Origin of the sequence: Streptomyces sp. NPDC013455, assembly GCF_040632975.1 — a bacterium.
Taxonomy (GTDB): domain Bacteria; phylum Actinomycetota; class Actinomycetes; order Streptomycetales; family Streptomycetaceae; genus Streptomyces.
The window spans coordinates 14,973-32,399 of the sequence record NZ_JBEYCX010000006.1; the positions used below are offsets into that span (position 1 = coordinate 14,973).

At 74.4% G+C, this 17,427-nt stretch carries 17 protein-coding genes; 9 read left to right on the top strand and 8 right to left on the bottom strand.

Annotation, left to right across the window (positions count from 1 at the left end; translation table 11 throughout):
• Both ABZ576_RS12210 and ABZ576_RS12215 read right to left on the bottom strand, forming a co-directional pair.
• Positions 1-1,296: an MFS transporter gene (locus ABZ576_RS12210; RefSeq protein WP_360739188.1), complete on the bottom strand. Its 1,296-nt coding sequence runs from the start codon at positions 1,294-1,296 to the stop codon at positions 1-3.
• An 83-nt stretch (positions 1,297-1,379) separates the two neighbouring features.
• Positions 1,380-1,994, bottom strand: coding sequence for a LysE/ArgO family amino acid transporter (locus tag ABZ576_RS12215; protein ID WP_360739190.1), 615 nt, complete (start codon positions 1,992-1,994; stop codon positions 1,380-1,382).
• A 66-nt stretch (positions 1,995-2,060) separates the two neighbouring features.
• On the opposite strand from ABZ576_RS12215, the gene ABZ576_RS12220 reads away from it, so the two are divergent.
• Positions 2,061-2,948, top strand: coding sequence for a LysR family transcriptional regulator ArgP (locus ABZ576_RS12220; protein ID WP_360739192.1), 888 nt, complete (start codon positions 2,061-2,063; stop codon positions 2,946-2,948).
• 278 nt (positions 2,949-3,226) lie between these two features.
• Positions 3,227-3,478, top strand: a complete 252-nt coding sequence (locus ABZ576_RS12225; RefSeq protein ID WP_360739194.1) for a WhiB family transcriptional regulator — start codon at positions 3,227-3,229, stop codon at positions 3,476-3,478.
• A 93-nt stretch (positions 3,479-3,571) separates the two neighbouring features.
• On the opposite strand, the gene ABZ576_RS12230 is transcribed toward ABZ576_RS12225, so the two are convergent.
• Together ABZ576_RS12230 and ABZ576_RS12235 are read right to left on the bottom strand one after the other, a co-directional pair.
• Complete coding sequence (locus ABZ576_RS12230; protein ID WP_360739196.1) at positions 3,572-4,021, bottom strand: DUF6098 family protein; 450 nt, start codon at positions 4,019-4,021, stop codon at positions 3,572-3,574.
• A gap of 202 nt (positions 4,022-4,223) precedes the next feature.
• On the bottom strand, positions 4,224-5,636 hold the full coding sequence (locus ABZ576_RS12235; RefSeq protein WP_360739198.1) for a M1 family metallopeptidase: 1,413 nt from the start codon (positions 5,634-5,636) through the stop codon (positions 4,224-4,226).
• A 169-nt stretch (positions 5,637-5,805) separates the two neighbouring features.
• On the opposite strand from ABZ576_RS12235, the gene ABZ576_RS12240 reads away from it, so the two are divergent.
• Entirely contained in the window at positions 5,806-6,156 is a 351-nt protein-coding gene (locus tag ABZ576_RS12240) for a DUF488 family protein (RefSeq protein WP_360739200.1), read from the top strand.
• 2 nt (positions 6,157-6,158) lie between these two features.
• Here ABZ576_RS12240 and ABZ576_RS12245 read toward each other — a convergent pair whose 3' ends face one another.
• Positions 6,159-7,832 (bottom strand): FAD-binding dehydrogenase, encoded by a 1,674-nt coding sequence (locus tag ABZ576_RS12245; RefSeq protein WP_360739576.1) that lies wholly within the window; start codon positions 7,830-7,832, stop codon positions 6,159-6,161.
• 139 nt (positions 7,833-7,971) lie between these two features.
• A complete protein-coding gene (locus tag ABZ576_RS12250; RefSeq protein ID WP_360739202.1) occupies positions 7,972-8,592 on the bottom strand; it encodes a TetR/AcrR family transcriptional regulator in 621 nt (206 codons plus the stop codon).
• Positions 8,593-8,729: 137 nt separating this feature from the next.
• Here ABZ576_RS12250 and ABZ576_RS12255 point away from each other — a divergent pair, with 137 nt between their 5' ends.
• From ABZ576_RS12255 to ABZ576_RS12265, 3 genes are all read left to right on the top strand, one after another.
• A complete protein-coding gene (locus tag ABZ576_RS12255) occupies positions 8,730-9,359 on the top strand; it encodes an alpha-ketoglutarate-dependent dioxygenase AlkB (RefSeq protein ID WP_360739204.1) in 630 nt (209 codons plus the stop codon).
• Between the two features lie 85 nt (positions 9,360-9,444).
• On the top strand, positions 9,445-10,191 hold the full coding sequence (locus ABZ576_RS12260) for an MBL fold metallo-hydrolase (protein WP_360739206.1): 747 nt from the start codon (positions 9,445-9,447) through the stop codon (positions 10,189-10,191).
• A 31-nt stretch (positions 10,192-10,222) separates the two neighbouring features.
• The gene (locus ABZ576_RS12265) at positions 10,223-11,497 is read left to right on the top strand and encodes a DUF4032 domain-containing protein (protein ID WP_360739208.1); all 1,275 of its coding nucleotides are present in this window, start codon (positions 10,223-10,225) and stop codon (positions 11,495-11,497) included.
• Between the two features lies 1 nt (position 11,498).
• Here ABZ576_RS12265 and ABZ576_RS12270 read toward each other — a convergent pair whose 3' ends face one another.
• Positions 11,499-12,365: a universal stress protein gene (locus ABZ576_RS12270; protein WP_360739210.1), complete on the bottom strand. Its 867-nt coding sequence runs from the start codon at positions 12,363-12,365 to the stop codon at positions 11,499-11,501.
• A 266-nt stretch (positions 12,366-12,631) separates the two neighbouring features.
• On the opposite strand from ABZ576_RS12270, the gene ABZ576_RS12275 reads away from it, so the two are divergent.
• Genes ABZ576_RS12275 through ABZ576_RS12285 form a run of 3 tightly spaced genes read left to right on the top strand, consistent with a single transcriptional unit; the run spans position 12,632 to position 16,100 of the window.
• A complete protein-coding gene (locus tag ABZ576_RS12275; protein ID WP_360739212.1) occupies positions 12,632-14,308 on the top strand; it encodes an FAD-dependent oxidoreductase in 1,677 nt (558 codons plus the stop codon).
• Positions 14,305-15,756 carry an ATP-binding protein gene (locus tag ABZ576_RS12280; RefSeq protein ID WP_360739214.1) on the top strand — a complete coding sequence of 484 codons (1,452 nt, stop codon included), beginning with the start codon at positions 14,305-14,307 and terminating at the stop codon, positions 15,754-15,756. The genes ABZ576_RS12275 and ABZ576_RS12280 overlap by 4 nt, the downstream gene beginning before the upstream one ends.
• Positions 15,753-16,100 (top strand): UBP-type zinc finger domain-containing protein, encoded by a 348-nt coding sequence (locus tag ABZ576_RS12285; RefSeq protein WP_360739216.1) that lies wholly within the window; start codon positions 15,753-15,755, stop codon positions 16,098-16,100. Before ABZ576_RS12280 ends, ABZ576_RS12285 begins: the two co-directional genes overlap by 4 nt.
• 24 nt (positions 16,101-16,124) lie before the next feature.
• Here ABZ576_RS12285 and ABZ576_RS12290 read toward each other — a convergent pair whose 3' ends face one another.
• A complete protein-coding gene (locus tag ABZ576_RS12290) occupies positions 16,125-17,369 on the bottom strand; it encodes an SGNH/GDSL hydrolase family protein (RefSeq protein WP_360739218.1) in 1,245 nt (414 codons plus the stop codon).
• Positions 17,370-17,427: the final 58 nt, after the last annotated feature.

The following is a 17,427-nucleotide window of genomic DNA, read 5'->3' on the forward strand; positions in this document are numbered from 1 at the left end:
TCAGATCCGGTAGCGCCGCAGCGCCGGGACGGCGAAGGCCAGGGCCAGCATCACGACGACGACCAGCGCGCCGCCGCCCGCCACCGCGGCGCGCGGTCCGAACGCCGAGCCGGCGGTGCCGTGCAGCACGTCGGCCAGGCGCGGACCGCCCGCGACGACCACGGTGAACACCCCCTGCATCCGGCCGCGCATCTCGTCGGTCGCCGCCGACAGCAGGATCGCCCCACGGAACACCATCGAGACCATGTCGGCGACCCCGCCCGCGGCGAGGAACGCGAAGGCGATCCAGAGGTTGCCGCTGAGCCCGAACCCGGCGACGGCCACTCCCCAGCCCACCACCGCCCCGATCACCATCCAGCCGTGCCGGCGGGCCCGCGAGAACACGCCGGAGAACAGCCCGCCGAGCACCGCGCCGACCGGGATGCCGGCGAACAGCACGCCGAGCGCGAGCCCCTCGCCCCAGGAGCCGTACGTCTCCGCGGCCAGCTGCGGGAACAGGGCGCGGGGCATGCCGAACACCATGGCGACGATGTCGGCGACGAAGGACAGCAGCAGGACCTCGCGGCGGAGGATGTACCGGAACCCGGCGGCTATCTCGCGGACTCCGGCCCGGCGGGCAGCGGCCTCGCCGAGCGGCGGCAGCGCGGGCAGCCGGACGACGGCCCACATGGTCACCGTCAGCGCCAGGGCGTCGATCAGGTACAGCTCCGGCAGCCCGACGACCGGGATGAGCGCACCGGCGAGCAGCGGGCCCGCCACCAGGCCGGTCTGCATCACCGTCGAGCCGAGCGCGCCCGCGGCGGCCAGCTGATCGGCCGGGACCAGGCGGGCGATGGAGGCGTTGCGGGCGGGCGCGTTGAGCCCGAAGAAGGCCTGCTGGAGCGCGAGCAGCGCCATGAGGACGACGACCGACTCCAGACCGGTGACGGCCTGCGCCCAGAACAGCAGCGAGGTCACCGCGATGCCGCCGTTGGTCACCAGCAGCAGCTTGCGGCGGTCCACGGTGTCGGCGACCGCCCCGCCCCACAGCGCGAAGGCCACCATGGGCAGGAGACCGGCCAGGCTCGCGTAGCCGACCCAGGCCGAGGAGTGGGTGATGTCGTAGATCTGCTTGGGCACCGCCACGGCGGTGAGCTGGCTGCCGACGGCGGTGACGATGGTCGACGACCACAGGCGCCGGTAGGCGGGGATGCGCAGGGGCCGGGTATCCATCGCCCAGCGGCGCCAGCCGCGCCGGGGCGGTTCGGCCGCCGGCGCGTCGGTGGCGGTCTCGGTGCTGCTCTCGCTCGTGTTCACGGATGTCCTGGTTGCTCGTTACACCTTTTTGCTTCGAGAGCCTAACTATCGCAGCAACACCCGTACACTTCGAACGCATTCGATCAGGAACCGGCGACCAGGGTCGCGCCCAGGCCCAGCATGGTGACGGCGACCAGGCCGTCCAGCACCCGCCACGCGGCTGGCCGGGCCAGGAACCGGCCGAGGAGCCGGGCGCCGAAGCCGAGCGCGGCGAACCAGCAGAGGCTGGCGCAGGCGGCACCGGCCCCGAAGGTCCAGCGCAGCGGGCCGCGGTCGGCGGCGATGGAGCCGAGCAGGAACACGGTGTCCAGGTAGACGTGCGGGTTCAGCCAGGTCATCGCCAGGCAGGTGAGCACCGCCCGGCGACGCGAGCCGGCCCCTTCACCCTCCGCCCGCAGCCCGGTTCCGGGCCGCAGCACCCGGCGGGCTGCCAGGGCGCCGTAGCAGAGCAGGAAGACACCGCCGACCAGGCCGATCGCGCGGAGCGCGCCCGGCCAGGCCACGACCACCGCACCGACCCCGCCGACGCCGAGGGCGATGAGCACCGCGTCGGACAGGGCGCAGATGCCGACCACGGCGAGGACGGCGTCCCGGCGCACCCCCTGACGCAGGACGAAGGCGTTCTGGGCGCCGATGGCGACGATCAGGGACAGGCCGGTGCCGAAGCCGGCGGCCGCGGCGGTCAGGGCGTGGTTCATGCGGGAGACGCTAGGAAACACCCCGCCCCAAGTACAGCTAAACATTTTCACGTACCCTTAGCTCTCGTGATGTCGGAGCTTCCGGTCGAGCAGGTGCGGACCCTGCTGGCCGTGGTGGACGAGGGCACCTTCGACGCGGCCGCCGCCGCGCTGCACGTGACGCCGTCGGCGGTCAGCCAGCGGGTCAAGGCGCTGGAGCAGCGCACCGGCCGGGTGCTCCTGCAACGCACCAAACCGGTGCGGCCCACGGAGTCCGGCGCGGTGCTGGTGCGGTTCGCCCGGCAGCTGGCCCGGCTCGAGCGGGACGCCTGGGGAGAGCTGGGGCTGAGCGGCGGCGGGGAGCCGACCCGGGTGTCGGTCGCGGTGAACGCGGACTCGCTGGCGACCTGGTTCCTGCCGGCCCTGACCCGGGTCGCGGGCCTCTGCTTCGAGCTGCACCGGGAGGACGAGGACCACACGGCCGCGCTGCTGCGCGAGGGACTGGTGATGGCGGCGGTGACCTCCTCGCCCGATCCGGTGCCCGGCTGCACGGTCCGTCCGCTGGGCCGGATGCGCTACCTGCCGGTGGCCGCCCCCGCGTTCGCCGCGACCCACCTGGACGGGCGGCCCCTGGCGGAGGCGCTGCCGGCGGCACCCGTCGTGACCTTCGACCGCAGGGACGACTTCCAGGACGGCTTCGTCCGCCGCCTGGGCGCCGGCGCGGCCGGGCGGCTGCGGCACTCCGTTCCCACCTCGGAGGGGTTCGTGGAGGCCGTCACCGCGGGGCTCGGCTGGGGCATGGTCCCGGAGGCGCAGGCCGGCCCCCTGCTGGACCGGGGGCGGCTGGTCGTGCTCGCCCCCGGCGCGTGGATGGACGTGGCGCTGCACTGGCAGCAGTGGCGACTCGACTCCCCCGCCCTGGCGGCCCTGGCCGACGCGGTGATCACCACGGCGGCGGAGACACTGCGCCGCTGAGACGCGCGGGCCCGGGCCCCGCGGGCGGGTTCCCGGGCGGTCCCAACTCCCCCGCGTCCGGGGCCGGTCGGGCGGCCCGGCGCTCTCGCGGCTCCGCTTTCCCCCCAGTTGACCGCGCGCGCTGCCCGCGCGGCCGCAAGTCCCCCCGGGCGACCGGGATGCGTTCCTTCTCCGATTCCCCTCCGGTTGTGCCGTTTCACACCGCCCCGACCGGTCACCCGAACCCGGAACGCAATCGACAGGACACGGACGACTTCGATCCGAGCCAGGAGACTTCGATGGACAACTGGCGTGACCATGCCGCGTGCCGCCACGAGGACCCCGATCTGTTCTTCCCGATCGGCACCACCGGCCCGGCGCAGGTGCAGACCCAGCAGGCCAAGGCGGTGTGCGGGCGCTGCCCGGTGCGCGAACAGTGCCTGGACTGGGCGCTGGACTCGGGCCAGATCATCGGAATCTGGGGCGGTACGACCGAGCTGGAGCGCCGGGCGCTGCGCCGCCGCGCACGCTCCCGGCCGCGCTCGGGCTGACCCGTCGCGGACCCGCCCCGGGCGGTTGCGGGCGGGCCCGGGCAACGGAGCCGGCCGGGGCGGATCCGCCCCGGCCGCCGGCCTGCGGGGGCTTCAGCGGCCCCCTCGCCGCAGGGTCCCCCACTCCCGCTGCTGCCGGGCCACCTCGTCACTGGCCGCGTCGATCACCTCGCCGGCGATCCAGCACAGCGGCTCCACGTCGGCGACCAGCGGCTCGTTGTCGGGGCCCCGGCCGGTCTCCCGTCCCCGCAGGACCCAGGGGCGCACGCCGGGGCCCTTGTCGTGCGGCAGGTGCGCGTAGTCGTACAGCCGGCGCGCCACCCACAGCTCCGGGGAACGGTCCTCCCACCACTCCTCGACGTCGAGCGGGTTGGCGGACAGGCCCGGCATGGGGACGCCGGTCAGCTCGTCGGTGCTGGAGACGTCATCGAGGTCGGTGCCGGGCCCCTTCGACCAGCGCACGTACAGGCCCCGGTGCCGTTCCACCAGGCGGGCCAGCTCGGCCAGCGTGGTCACGACCGGCAGGTCGTCCGGTGCGCTCATGGCTTGACCTCCCTCTGCTGCGCGTCGCGCGACCGGAGTACCCCCGGCGCGCGCGAGGAATCGGATCACACTCCTCCGCTCTCCGGGTCCGCCCCGGACACCATTGCCGGGGCTCTCCGCGCCCCCCTGGCCCCGGAAGAGTCCCTGATCCGGGAGGGGGCCCTTGTCGTCCGCGCCCGGCCCGTGCGGAACCTGTCAGGACTCAGGCGCTGTCCGGCTTGCCCTCCGTGTACAGCCAGGTGTGGAGCAGTCCCCCCAGCCGCTTCCCGGACGTCCGCTCGGCGAGCCGGACGAACTCCGCCGTCGTCCCGTGCCCGGCGCGGTGCCCGGTCGCCCAGGCGCGCAGGATCCGCAGGAAGTCCCGGTCGCCGACGGCCCGCCGGAGTGCGTGCAGGGCCATGGCACCGCGGGCGTAGACGGGCGTGCCGAAGATCCGCGCGCCGCTGCCGGGGTCGCCGGGCGGGTAGGCCCACAGCCCGTCGCTCGCGGGGCGGGCGTAGAGGGCGTCGAAGGTGTGCTGGGCGCTCGGGCCGCCGTGCTGTTCCGCGTAGAGCCACTCGGCGTAGGTGGCGAAGCCCTCGTTGAGCCAGATGTCCTTCCAGGCGGTGAGGGAGACGGAGTCGCCGAACCACTGGTGGGCGCTCTCGTGGACGAGGGTGTCCAGGTCGGGCGCGGAGTCGTAGACCGGCCGGGTCTGGGTCTCCAGGGCGTAGCCCACGTCCGGGGCGTGGTCGACGATCGAGCCGGCGGCCCGGAACGGGTACGGCCCGAACAGCTTGCTCTCCCACTCCAGTACGGAGGGCAGTGCGCGCAGCACGGGCGCGGCGGCGCGCGCCTCCCGGGGGTCCACGGCGTTGTACACCTGGACGCCGTCGCGGGTGGTGTACCGCTCGACCTGGAACTTCCCGATGGTGGCGGTGGCCAGGTAGGCGGCCATGGGCTGGGCGGCGCGCCAGCGGAAGGTGGTCAGCCCGTGCGCGGTGCGCCGGCCGAGCAGGACGCCGTTGGCGACCGCGGTGCGCCCCTCCGGCACGGTGATCGTGAAGTCGTACGACGCCTTGTCCCGGGGGTGGCCGTTGGCCGGGAACCAGGTCATCGCGCCCTGCGGTTCGCCCGCGACGAACGCGCCGTCGTCGGTGGGGATCCAGCCGTCGGCCGAGCCGTCGGGGTCGGTGACGGGCTCCGGGGTGCCGTGGTAGGCGACCGTGACACGGAACTCCTGTCCCTCGCGCAGGGTCCGGCGCGGGGTCACGACGAGTTCCTGGCCGTCGCGCCGGAAGGCGGCCGGCGTGCGGTCGACGGTGACGGCGGTGACCTGAAGGCCCCTCAGGTCCAGGTCGAAGCGGCCGAGCCGGTGGGTGGCGCGGGCCGTGAGCTCGGCCGTGGCGTCCAGGCGGTGGGAGCCGGTGTCGTAGCGGAGCGTCAGATCGTAGTGGCGGACGTCGTAACCGCCGTTGCCGCTGAGCGGGAAGTAGGGGTCGCCCGCACCGGACGCGCCGGTCGTGCCCGTCGCCGGGGGTCCGGCGGCGCCGAGGAGCGCCGCCACGGCGACGGGGACGGTGGCGTAGGCGGCGGTGCGGCTGCGGCGGGCGGGCAGTTGGCGGGACGGCGTCACGTACGCTCCTCCGAGGGGGTGGCCGGTGATCGACTGGCCGCCAGACTAGGCGCGGCGGGCGCCCCGGCTCCGCCCTGTTCCGGTCAAGTCCGCTCGCGTCGCCGCCCGGCGGGCGGGGCGCGCCGCAGTACGCTCGCGGAACCGTCCGCGACCCGAGGAGGGCCCCGCCGTGAGCGTGCGCGTGCGCCGTGTCTACGAACCGCCCGAGCCCGACGACGGCCTGCGCGTGCTGGTCGACCGGCTGTGGCCGCGCGGCCTCGCCAAGGACGCGGCCCGGGTCGACGAGTGGCCCAAGGGGCTCACGCCGTCGACCGAGCTGCGCACGTGGTACCACGCGGGCGAGGGGTCGTACGAGGAGTTCCGCCGCCGGTACGAGGCGGAACTCGATGCTCCGGAGGCCGCCGGTCTCCTCGACGGCCTGCGCGCCTCGGCCCGTGAGGGGCGCGTGACGCTGCTGACGGCGTCGAAGGCGCCGGAGCGCAGCCACGCCACCGTGCTGGCGTCGCTGCTGGACGGCTGAGGTCAGCCGGTCTGCTTGGCCGCGGCGCGGCCGGCCGCGCGCCCCGAGAACAGGCAGCCGCCGAGGAACGTGCCCTCCAGGGCGTTGTAGCCGTGGACGCCGCCGCCGCCGAACCCGGCCACCTCGCCGGCCGCGTACAGCCCCTCGATCGGCGTGCCGTCGCCGCCGAGGGCACGGGAGTCCAGGTCGGTCTGGATGCCGCCGAGGGTCTTGCGGGTCAGCACGCGCAGCCGGACGCCGATGAGGGGGCCCGCGGCGGGATCGAGGATGCGGTGCGGGGCGGCGACCCGGCCGAGCCGGTCGCCGATGTAGCGGCGGGCGTTGCGGATGCCCTGGACCTGGGCGTCCTTGCTGTAAGGGTTGGCGATCTGGAGGTCGCGGGCCTCGATCTGGCGGCGTACCTCGGCCGCGTCCAGCAGCGGCTCGCCGGTGAGAGCGTTCATCTTCTCGACCAGCTGCTCCAGGCTGCCGGCGGTGACGAAGTCGGCGCCCCGGTCGAGGAACGCCCGCACCGGACCGGGGGCGCCCTTGCCGAGCAGCCGGTCGCGGAGCACGGCCCCCCGGTCCCTGGCCGTGATGTCGGGGTTCTGCTCGGACCCGGAGAGCGCGAACTCCTTTTCGATGATCTTGCGGGTGAGGATGAACCAGGAGTGGTCATACCCGGCTATGTCCTCGGTGGTGCGCAGGTGCCTGAGGGTGCTCAGGGTGTCGTAGCCGGGCAGACAGGGCTCGGGCAGCCGGCGGCCGAGGGCGTCGAGCCAGACGGAGGACGGGCCCGGCAGGACGCGGATGCCGTGTCCGGGCCAGATGGGGTCCCAGTTCTGCAGGCCCTCGGTGTAGTGCCACATGCGGTCGCGGTTGACCAGCCGCACGCCGGCCTCGGCGCTGATGTCGAGCATGCGGCCGTCGACGTAGGCCGGGACACCGGTGACCATCTCGGCAGGGGGCGTGCCGAGCCGTTCGGGCCAGTACCGGCGGACGATGTCGTGGTCGGCGCCGATGCCGCCGGTCGTCACGACGACGGCCTGCGCGGTCAGTTCGAAGTCGCCGGTCCGTTCCCGGCTGGAGGCGGCACCGCGCGGTGCGTCGTCGGGGGCGAGGAGGGTGCCGCGCACCCCGCGTGCGGTGCCGCCCTCGACGAGCAGTTCGTCCACCCGGTGGCGGTGGTGGAAGGTGAGCAGCCCGTCCCGGGCGGCCTGCCGGGCGTACCGGACGAAGGGCTCGACCACCCCGGTGCCGGTGCCCCAGGCGACGTGGAAGCGGGGGACGGAGTTGCCGTGCCCGTCCGCCCGGAGGTCGCCGCGCTCGGCCCAGCCCACGGTGGGCAGCAGCTCGATGCCGTGCCCCTGGAGCCAGGACCGCTTCTCCCCGGCCGCGAACTCGACGTAGGCGCGCGCCCAGCGCACCGCCCAGGAGTCCTCGTCCTCCAGCCGGTCGAACCGGGCGCTGCCCTGCCAGTCGTTCCAGGCGAGGCCGAAGGAGTCCTTGATGCCGAGGCGGCGCTGTTCGGGCGAGTCGACGAGGAAGAGCCCGCCGAAGGACCAGAACGCCTGGCCGCCGAGGTTGGCGGCGTTCTCCTGGTCGACCAGGGCCACCCGGCGGCCCCTGCTGGTGAGTTCGTGCGCCGCGACGAGGCCGGCGAGACCGGCTCCGACGACGATGACGTCCGCGTCCATGGCGACTGTGTCCTTCCTGAGGGTGCTCGTACGGCCGACGCGCCCCGGCCGGGCCCGGCGCGACGGAATCCGTCCGGCCGGGCCGGTGCCGGCGGTGCCCGCCCGGCCGGGCTCGTGCGGGGTGCTCATGCGGAGGTGTTCATGCGGGGCCGCGGCTGCCGTCCGTGAGCAGCGCGGTGAGCAGCTGCTCCAGCCAGGCACGGGCGGCTTCGACGTCCCTGTCCAGCAGCAGCTGGGTGGTGACCCCGTCGTAGGCGGCGACCACGGCGTGCGCGGCGCCGTCGGCGTCGCCCAGGACGGCGGGCAGCCGGGTGTGGCCCCGGGCCCGGGAGAGCCGGTCGGCGATGGCCTGCCGGAGCCGGGTGCGGTGGTCGAGCAGGGCACGGGCGACGGCCGGGTCGCGGGCGGCGTGCACCAGGAAGTCGGTCTTCACCAGCAGCCAGTCCACGTCGAGCAGCAGCACCTCGGTGACCCGGTGCACGGAGGCGGGCACGTCCAGGCCGGGCCCGTCCTGGGCCAGCGCCTCGGCCACCTGGGCGGCGATGAGGTCGGCGCGCTCCTGGTACAGGGCGAAGAACAGTTCGTCCAGGGTGGCGAAGTTCGAGTAGAAGGCGCCCCGGCTGAAGCCGGCCGCCTCGCACACCTCCTCGATGGAGACCCGCCCGAACCCCTTGGCGGCGAACACCGTGAAGGCCGCGTCGAGCAGCCGGGCGCGGGTGCGCAGCCGGCGCCGGGTGACGCGCTTGGGTGTGTCGTCCATCGGTGGCCGCCCCTCCTCGTCCCGATACACGAACGTATCGGATGCACCGATGTATCGAAAAGCCCCGGGAACGACTGGCCTGCCGTACGGCGTGATCACAATGGAACGTATTTTCGATTCGGGCGTACGCTGGACCCATGGCCACGCACCTCCAGGGCTCCCTGTTCGACCAGACCGACGAGCTCCGGCTCGGCCCGCTGGACGGGCTGCGCCGGACCGAGCTGGGCGCCGGCGCCTGGATCGACGTCCTGCCCGGCTGGCTGAGCGGCGCCGACGCGCTGTTCGAACAGCTGGCGGCGGACGTGCCCTGGCGTGCGGAGCGGCGCACGATGTACGACCACGAGGTCGCCGTACCGCGCCTGCTGGCCTGGTACGGGGAGCTGGACCCGCTCCCCCACCCGGTGCTGGACGAGGCCCGCACCGCCCTGTCCCGGCACTACGCCGAGGAGCTCGGGGAGGCGTTCACCACCGCCGGGCTGTGCTTCTACCGCGACGGCCGGGACAGCGTGGCCTGGCACGGGGACCGGATCGGGCGGGGCGCCCGCGAGAACACCATGGTCGCGATCCTCTCCGTCGGCGCACCCCGCGACCTGCTGCTGCGCCCGGCCGGCGGAGGCGGCGGCACAATGCGCCGCCCCCTCGGCCACGGCGACCTCATCGTGATGGGCGGATCCTGCCAGCGCACCTGGCAGCACTGCGTGCCCAAGACCACCCGGGCCACGGGACCGCGCATCAGCATCCAGTTCCGGCCCCGGGGAGTGCACTGACGGCCGCGGCCGCCCTCTTGCGCGGCCGGGTGCCGCATCTGGTTGGCTGTCCCCGACGATCAGCCGCTCAGGGCCCGGGGAGATCATGACCGCTCACGTCCAGCAAGTCGCCGACGGCACCCACCTGGTGACCGGCCACCACGTCAACTGGGTGATCCTCAAGGACGGTGACGCCGTCACGCTGATCGACACCGGGTATCCCGGGGACCGCCGGGGACTGCTGGAGTCCCTCGCGGCGGTGGGCGCCGCACCGGAGGCGGTCACCGCCGTCCTGATCACCCACGCGCACAACGACCACCTGGGCTCGGCCGAGTACCTGCGCGCCGCCCACGGCACCCCCGTCCTCCTCCATCCGGCCGAAGTCCCGCACGCCCGGCGGGAGTTCTTGCAGCAGGCGAGCATCGGCGACGTGGTCCGCAACGCCTGGCGGCCCGGCGTCCTGCCCTGGGCGGTGCACGTGATCCGCGTCGGCGGGACCGAGAACCACCCGGTCACGGCGCCCGAGCCGTTCCCGGCCGAGGGTCCGCTCGACCTGCCGGGCCGGCCGGTCCCGGTGCACACCCCGGGCCACACGGACGGCCACTGCGTCTTCCACCTGCCCGACGCGGGCATCGTGATCTCCGGGGACGCCCTGGTCAGCGGGCACGCCACCTCGCGGGTCGAGGGCCCGCAGCTGCTGCCGGACTTCTTCCACCACGAGCGCGCGCGGGCGCTGGCCTCCCTGGACCTCATCGCGGCACTCGACGGCGACACCCTGCTGCCCGGGCACGGACCGGTCCACCGCGGTCCGGTACGGGCCGCGGCCGAACAGGCACGGGACCGGGCCTCCTAGAACAGGCGCGCGGGGCCTTAGGGTTCGTGCCATGGCCTTGCAGATCAGCGCCACCAACCCGGAGCACCCCGCGCTCCTGCTCGCCCTGCCCTGGGACACACCGCTGGAGGAGTGGCCCGCGGAGCACCTGGTACCCCTCCCCCGCGGCATCTCCCGGCACGTGGTGCGCTACGCGCACGCCGGCGACGAGGTGATCGCCGTCAAGGAGCTGGCCGAGCGGCCCGCGCTGCGCGAGTACGAGCTGCTGCGCGACCTGCACCGGCTGGGCATCCCCGCCGTCGACCCGCTGGCCGTGGTCACCGGCCGCGCCGACCCCTCGGGCGCCCCGCTGGAGCCGGTGCTGGTCACCCGGCACCTGCGCGGTTCGATGCCGTACCGGTCGATGTTCGAGACGACCATGCGCCCGGCGACCATGCACCGGCTGATGGACGCCCTCGCCGTGCTGCTGGTCCGTCTGCACCTGGCCGGGTTCGCGTGGGGCGACTGCTCGCTGTCCAACACCCTGTTCCGGCGGGACGCGGGCGCCTACGCGGCCTACCTGGTCGACGCCGAGACCGGCGACCTGCATCCCCGGCTCAGCCCCGGGCAGCGGGAGTACGACCTCGACCTGGCCCGGGTCAACATCAGCGGCGAGCTGCTGGACCTGGAGGCGTCCGGCGCGCTGCACCCGTCCGTCGACCCCGTCGCGTTCGGCCACGAGATCTGCACCCGCTACCAGGGGCTGTGGCAGGAGCTGACCCGCACCTCGGTGTACCCGGCGGGCAAGTACCACTACATCGAACGCCGGATCCGCCGTCTGAACGACCTGGGTTTCGACGTGGCCGAGATGCAGATCGAGCACTCGTCCAACGGCGACTCGGTCACCTTCGTGCCGAAGGTCGTCGACGCCGGCCACCACCAGCGCCAGCTGCTGCGGCTGACCGGCCTGGACGCCGAGGAGAACCAGGCGCGGCGGCTGCTCAACGACCTGGAGAGCTGGATGGCCACCCAGGACGACTACGCGCCCGGCGACCGCCCCCCGGGCTCCCGGCCCGGCGCGGGCGGCGCGGACCCCCACACCGCCCGGCCCGAGGTGCTCGCGCACCGCTGGGTGCGGGACGTGTTCCGGCCGACCGTGCGGGCGGTGCCGCCGGAGCTGCGCGGCACCATGGACCCGGCCGAGATCTACCACCAACTCCTCGAACACCGCTGGTACCTGTCCGAGCGCGCCCAGCACGACATCGGGCTGGACACCGCCGTCCGGGACTACGTCGAGAACGTGCTGCCCCGGGCCCGCGCCACGGCGGAGCCGCCCGGACCGCGGTAGCTCACTCGTGCGGTACGACGGCCACCGGGCAGTCGGCGTGGTGCAGCACCCCGTGCGCGACCGAGCCGATCCGGGCGCCGACGGCCGTACGGCGGGCCCGCCGCCCGACGACCATCAGCTGGGCCCGGCCGGCCACCGACAGCAGCACCTGCCCGGCACTGCCCATCTCCACGTGCTCCGCGACGGGCACCTCGGGGAACCGCTCCCGCCAGGGCCGCAGCGCCTCGGCCAACGCCTGCCGCTCGTAGGGTTCCAGACCGCCCGCGTCGTCGAGCAGCTTGAGCGAACCGGGGCTGTAGGCGAAGACCGGCGGCAGGGTCCAGGCCCGTACGGCCCGTACGGTGGCGCCCCGGGCCGCGGCGGTCTCGAACGCGAACCGCAGCGCCGCCGCGCTGTCCTCGGGGCCGCCGTGCTGGCCGACCACGACGTCCCGGCCGGCCGCCTCCGCCGCGGCGTCGGCCCCGGCGCGCACCAGGACCACGGGCCGGGCCGCCTCCGCGATCACCTGCTGGCCGACCGACCCCAGCAGGAACCCGACGACGGGTCCGTGCCCGCGCGAGCCCAGCACCAGCAGTTCGGCCCCGGCCGCCGCGCCGGCCAGCGCCTCCGCGGCCCCGCCCTCCACCACGTCGGTGGTCACCGTCAGCTCCGGGTGCCGCTCGCGGACCCCGCGCACGGCCTCCGTCACGCCCTCCGACACCCAGCCGTGCTGGGTGTCGCGGTCCGCGGTGGCGAGCGCCTCGGCGTACTCCCAGGCGTGCACCACGCGCAGCGGCAGCCCCCGGCGGACGGCCTCCCGGGCCGCCCAGCCCAGCGCGGCCAGACTCTCCTCCGTGCCGTCCACCCCTGCCGTGATCGGGCGTGTCATCCGTGGGCCTCCTCGTCGTCGTCACCGCGTCCTCGTGGTGCTGGTGCCCACTATCGAACACCAGCGGGCACGGGCACGACGATCTCTCCCGGAGCCACCGCACCGGCCTCCCCGGGTGCGGGCGCACCGGACGGTCGTCGTGGGGCGGGCGGCGGTTCCCCCGCGGGCGAGCGGAACCCGGGGAACCGAACATACGATGGCCGGGAACCGGTGCGATGGTCCCCACGACACCGACCCGGGAGACCGACGCTCGGGTGGGGAGACGTATGGCACAGGCCGCCGATGCCGCGCGGACCGTCATCCTGACCGTGGACGACGACCCGGGGGTATCCCGCGCCGTCGCCCGCGACCTCAGGCGCCGCTACGGCGAGTCGTACCGGATCGTGCGCGCGGAGTCCGGCGAGTCCGCCCTGGACGCGCTGCGCGAACTGAAACTGCGCGGTGACCTGGTGGCGGTGATCCTGGCCGACTACCGCATGCCGCAGATGAACGGCATCGACTTCCTGGAGCAGGCGCTCGACGTGTACCCGGGGGCCCGGCGCGTGCTGCTCACGGCGTACGCGGACACCAACGCGGCCATCGACGCGATCAACGTCGTCGATCTCGACCACTACCTGCTCAAGCCGTGGGACCCGCCGGAGGAGAAGCTCTACCCGGTGCTGGACGACCTGCTCCAGTCCTGGCGCACCAGCGCCTACAAGCCCGTGCCCAGCACCAAGGTGGTGGGGCACCGCTGGTCGGCGCGGTCGTCCGCGGTGCGCGAGTTCCTGGCCCGCAACCAGGTGCCCTACCGCTGGTACTCGGTGGAGGAGCCGGAGGGCGGGCGGCTGCTGGCGGCGGCCGGCCGGGACGGGCAGCGGCTGCCGGTGGTGATCACCCCGGACGGGTCGGTGCTGGTCGAGCCCGAGGCCCCGGAGCTGGCCGCCCGCGTGGGGCTGGCGACCACGCCGACGGCCGACTTCTACGACCTGGTCGTGATCGGCGGCGGCCCGGCGGGGCTCGGCGCGGCCGTGTACGGGGCCTCGGAGGGGCTCAGGACCGTCCTGGTGGAGCGGTCGGCGACCGGTGGGCAGGCCGGTCAGAGCTCCCGGATCGAGAACTACCTCGGCTTCCCGGACGGCGTCTCCGGTGCCCAGCTCACCGACCGGGCGCGGCGGCAGGCGGCCAGGTTCGGCGCCGAGCTCCTGACCGCGCGGGAGGTGACGGGGCTGGAGGTCAACGGCGCGGCCCGCCTCGTGCGGTTCGCGGACGGCTCCGCGATCGGCGCACACAGCGTCATCCTGGCGACGGGCGTGCAGTACCGGCAGCTCCAGGCCCGGGGCTGCGCCGATCTCACCGGCTGCGGGGTGTTCTACGGCTCGGCGCTGACCGAGGCGGCCGCCTGCCAGGGGCACGACGTGTACATCGTCGGCGGCGCCAACTCGGCGGGCCAGGCGGCGATGTACCTGTCCCGGTTCGCCAAGTCGGTGACGTTGCTGGTGCGCGGCCCCGACCTGTCGGCGTCGATGTCGTCCTACCTGATCCAGCAGATCGACGACGCCCCGAACATCTCGGTGCGCAGCCACACGGTGGTGGACGGCGCGCACGGCACCGGGCGGCTGGAGCGGCTGACGCTGCGCCATGTGACGACCGGCGAGACCGAACGGGTCGACGCCCAGTGGATGTTCGTCTTCATCGGCGCCGCCCCGCTGACCGACTGGCTCGGCGACACCGTGCTGCGCGACGAGCGCGGCTTCATCCTGGCCGGGCCGGACCTGACCGCCGACGGACGGCCGCCGGCGGGCTGGGAGCTGGACCGGCCGCCGTACCACCTGGAGACCAGCGTTCCCGGCGTGTTCGTCGCGGGCGACGCGCGCGCCGAGTCCGCCAAGCGGGTCGCGTCCGCCGTCGGAGAGGGAGCCATGGCCGTGATGCTCGTCCACCGGTACCTGGAGCAGTCGTGAGCGGTCGGACCGTGGCGTGCAGCCCGCAGGAGATCGGCTCGCTCTTCCTCTTCGAGAAGCTGAGCCCACAGCAGTTGGGCCGGCTGTGCGCCCAGGGGCGGGTGGAGCTGTTCCCGCCCGGTCCGGTGTACACCGAGGGCGACCCGGCCACCTGCTTCTTCGTGATGATCGAGGGCACCGTCGTGCTGTCCCGGCGGGTCGGCGGTGACGACGTGGAGGTCACCCGCACCTCGCAGCCCGGGGTGTACGCGGGCGCCATGCAGGCCTACCTCGGCGACCGGGTGCGGCAGGTCTACAACAACTCCATGCGGGTCACGGAGCCGACACGCTTCTTCGTGCTGCCGGCGGACCTCTTCGCGGACGTGATGCGCGAGTGGTTCCCGATGGCCGTGCACCTGCTGGAGGGGCTTTTCTTCGGCTCGAAGAACACCCAGGCGATGATCGGGCAGCGGGAACGGCTGCTGGCGCTGGGCTCGTTGTCGGCGGGGCTCACGCACGAGCTGAACAATCCCGCCGCGGCGGCCGTCCGGGCCACGGCGACACTGCGGGAGCGGGTCGCGAAGATGCGCCACAAGCTCGGCGTGATCGCCGGGGGGTCCTTCTCCCCCGACTGCCTGGCGAACCTGATCGAGATCCAGGAGCGCACCGCGGAGCGGGTGGCGAAGGCACCGGCGCTCAGCCCGCTGGAGGCCGCCGACCGGGAGGACACGCTCACCGACTGGCTGGAGGACCACGGCATCGACCAGGCCTGGCAGGTGGCGCCCACCTTCGTGCAGGCCGGGCTCGACGTCGACTGGCTGGAGCAGGTCGGGGCGGCCGTGGACGAGGAGATCCTGCCGGGCGCGGTCGGCTGGCTCAACTACACCGTCGAGACCGAGCTGCTGATGAACGAGATCGAGGACTCCACCACCCGCATCTCGCACCTCGTCGACGCGGCCAAGCAGTACTCCCAGCTGGACCGGGCGCCGTACCGGGTGGTGGACGTGCACGAACTCCTCGACAGCACGCTGCTGATGCTGTCCGGGAAGATCGGGGCGGGCATCGAGGTCGTCAAGGAGTACGACCGCACGCTCCCGCCGGTGCCGGCCTACCCGGCCGAACTGAACCAGGTATGGACCAACCTGATCGACAACGCCGTCTCGGCCATGAACGGCGCGGGCGGCCAGGGCACGCTGACCGTGCGGACGGCGCTCGACCACGAGCGGCTGATGGTGGAGTTCCGGGACACCGGGCCCGGCGTCCCGCCCGCGGTCAAGGACCGGATCTTCGACCCGTTCTTCACCACCAAGCCGGTCGGCGAGGGCACCGGACTGGGTCTGGACATCTCCTGGCGGATCGTCGTCAACAAGCACCACGGCACCCTGCGGGTGGAGTCGGTGCCCGGAGACACCCGCTTCCAGGTGCTGCTGCCGCTGACCGCCGGGACACCCGACGAGGAGCAGGCATGAACGACGACGGAATCGACCCGCGGGTGCCGCCCAGCGGTCCGGGCTGTGCGGAGTGCGAGGAGGCCGGCGGCTGGTGGTTCCATCTGCGCCGCTGCGCGCGGTGCGGGCACATCGGCTGCTGCGACGACTCCCCGGCCCGGCACGCGACCGCCCACTACCGGGCGACCGGACACCCGCTGATCCGCAGCTTCGAGCCGGGCGAGGGCTGGTTCTGGGACTACACCACCGACGAGTTGTACACCTCCGGGCCCGAACTGGCCCCGCCGGCCAGCCATCCCGCCGACCAGCCGGTCCCGGGTCCGGCGGGCCGGGTGCCGGACGACTGGGAGCGGACGCTGCGCTGAACCCCGGCGGAGGCCGCGGGCGGATCACCCCGGCAGGCCGCGGGCGGCTCGGCGGGCGCAGTCGAGGCTGCCCGGGGGGACGGCGTCCGCCAGGGCGCGCATGCCCCGGTCGTTGGGGTGCAGGTGGTCGCCGCCGTCGAAGGACGGCAGCATCCGCTCCGGGTCGTCCGGGCTGCGCAGGACGCCGTCGAAGTCGACGACGGCGTCGAACTCCCCGGCGCCGCGCAGGAAGGCGTTGACCTCCCGCCGTACGGCCTCGGCGGACGGGTCCCACTCCGGCCGGCCCTTGAACGGGCCGACCGTGGCGACGGCCGCGCAGGTGCCGGCCGCGTGCAACCGCCGGGCGATCTCGCGGTAGCCGGCGATCAGCTCGGCCGCCGTGACGCCGCTGTGCGCCTTGAGGTCGTTGACGCCCTCGAAGAGCAGGACGGTGCGCACTCCGGGCTGGGACAGGACGTCCCGGTCCAGCCGGTGGATCGCGGCCTGTCCGGCGCCGTCCGCGAGCAGCTTGTTGCCGGAGATGCCCTGGTTGGCCACGCCCTGCACGGCCGTGCCGGCCGTGCTCAGCCGCCGGGCGAGGTGGTCGGGCCAGCGGCGGTTCAGGTCGGTGCCGGACTGCCGTCCGTCGGTGAGGGAGTCGCCGAGCGCGACCACGGCACCGGCGGCCGGGGCGGAGGCGCGTACGGCGACGGAGTCGACGTACCACCAGGATCCGGTGGTCCGCGTCCAGTGGGCGCCGCTCTCGTCGGCGGTGTGCTCGCCCCGGCCGGTGTACGACGTCTGCATCGCCATCCGGTGGCCCGTGGCCGGTCCGGCCGCGGTCGGGGTGCGCAGGCTGACGACCAGGTCGGCGTCGGCCGGGACGCTGCCGGGCAGCGGGTCGCTCCAGACGGCGGCGCCCGCCGGGACGGTGACCGTGCGGGCACCGCCGAAGGTGAGCGGCCGGTTGCCGCCCGGCCGCAGTGCGGCCCCCCGGTCGCGCAGGCCGGCGTGGACACCGTCCAGGGTCAGCGGCCGGTCGCCGAAGGCGTTGGTGAAGCGGACCCGCAGGTCGCTGCCGCCGACGCTGGTGTGGACGACGAGCCGGTAGCCCCGGCCGGCCGTGCCCTCGCCCAGGCGGTCGGCGCTCGCCGCCCAGGTGACCACGCTCGGTGCGCGGGCGGCGGGCCCGGGCGGCGTACCGGCGCGGGCCGGGGGCGCGTACGGGCAGGCGACGGCGGTGAGCAGCGCGGCGGCGGCGCGGCAGCAGCGCCCGGCACGCCCGCTCACCGGGCGGGTTCCCGGAGCGTGCCGGTCTCGCCGGGTGGCACGCGGACCGTACGGAACG

Excerpts from the sequence above, each read along its gene's own strand:
- ABZ576_RS12225 (WP_360739194.1), top strand. The coding sequence starts at position 3,227 with ATGGACAACTGGCGTGACCATGCCGCGTGCCGCCACGAGGACCCCGAT.
- ABZ576_RS12245 (WP_360739576.1), bottom strand. The coding sequence starts at position 7,832 with ATGGACGCGGACGTCATCGTCGTCGGAGCCGGTCTCGCCGGCCTCGTC.
- ABZ576_RS12260 (WP_360739206.1), top strand. The coding sequence starts at position 9,445 with ATGACCGCTCACGTCCAGCAAGTCGCCGACGGCACCCACCTGGTGACC.
- ABZ576_RS12215 (WP_360739190.1), bottom strand. The coding sequence starts at position 1,994 with ATGAACCACGCCCTGACCGCCGCGGCCGCCGGCTTCGGCACCGGCCTG.
- ABZ576_RS12255 (WP_360739204.1), top strand. The coding sequence starts at position 8,730 with ATGGCCACGCACCTCCAGGGCTCCCTGTTCGACCAGACCGACGAGCTC.
- ABZ576_RS12265 (WP_360739208.1), top strand. The coding sequence starts at position 10,223 with ATGGCCTTGCAGATCAGCGCCACCAACCCGGAGCACCCCGCGCTCCTG.
- ABZ576_RS12270 (WP_360739210.1), bottom strand. The coding sequence starts at position 12,365 with ATGACACGCCCGATCACGGCAGGGGTGGACGGCACGGAGGAGAGTCTG.
- ABZ576_RS12250 (WP_360739202.1), bottom strand. The coding sequence starts at position 8,592 with ATGGACGACACACCCAAGCGCGTCACCCGGCGCCGGCTGCGCACCCGC.
- ABZ576_RS12230 (WP_360739196.1), bottom strand. The coding sequence starts at position 4,021 with ATGAGCGCACCGGACGACCTGCCGGTCGTGACCACGCTGGCCGAGCTG.
- ABZ576_RS12285 (WP_360739216.1), top strand. The coding sequence starts at position 15,753 with ATGAACGACGACGGAATCGACCCGCGGGTGCCGCCCAGCGGTCCGGGC.
- ABZ576_RS12275 (WP_360739212.1), top strand. The coding sequence starts at position 12,632 with ATGGCACAGGCCGCCGATGCCGCGCGGACCGTCATCCTGACCGTGGAC.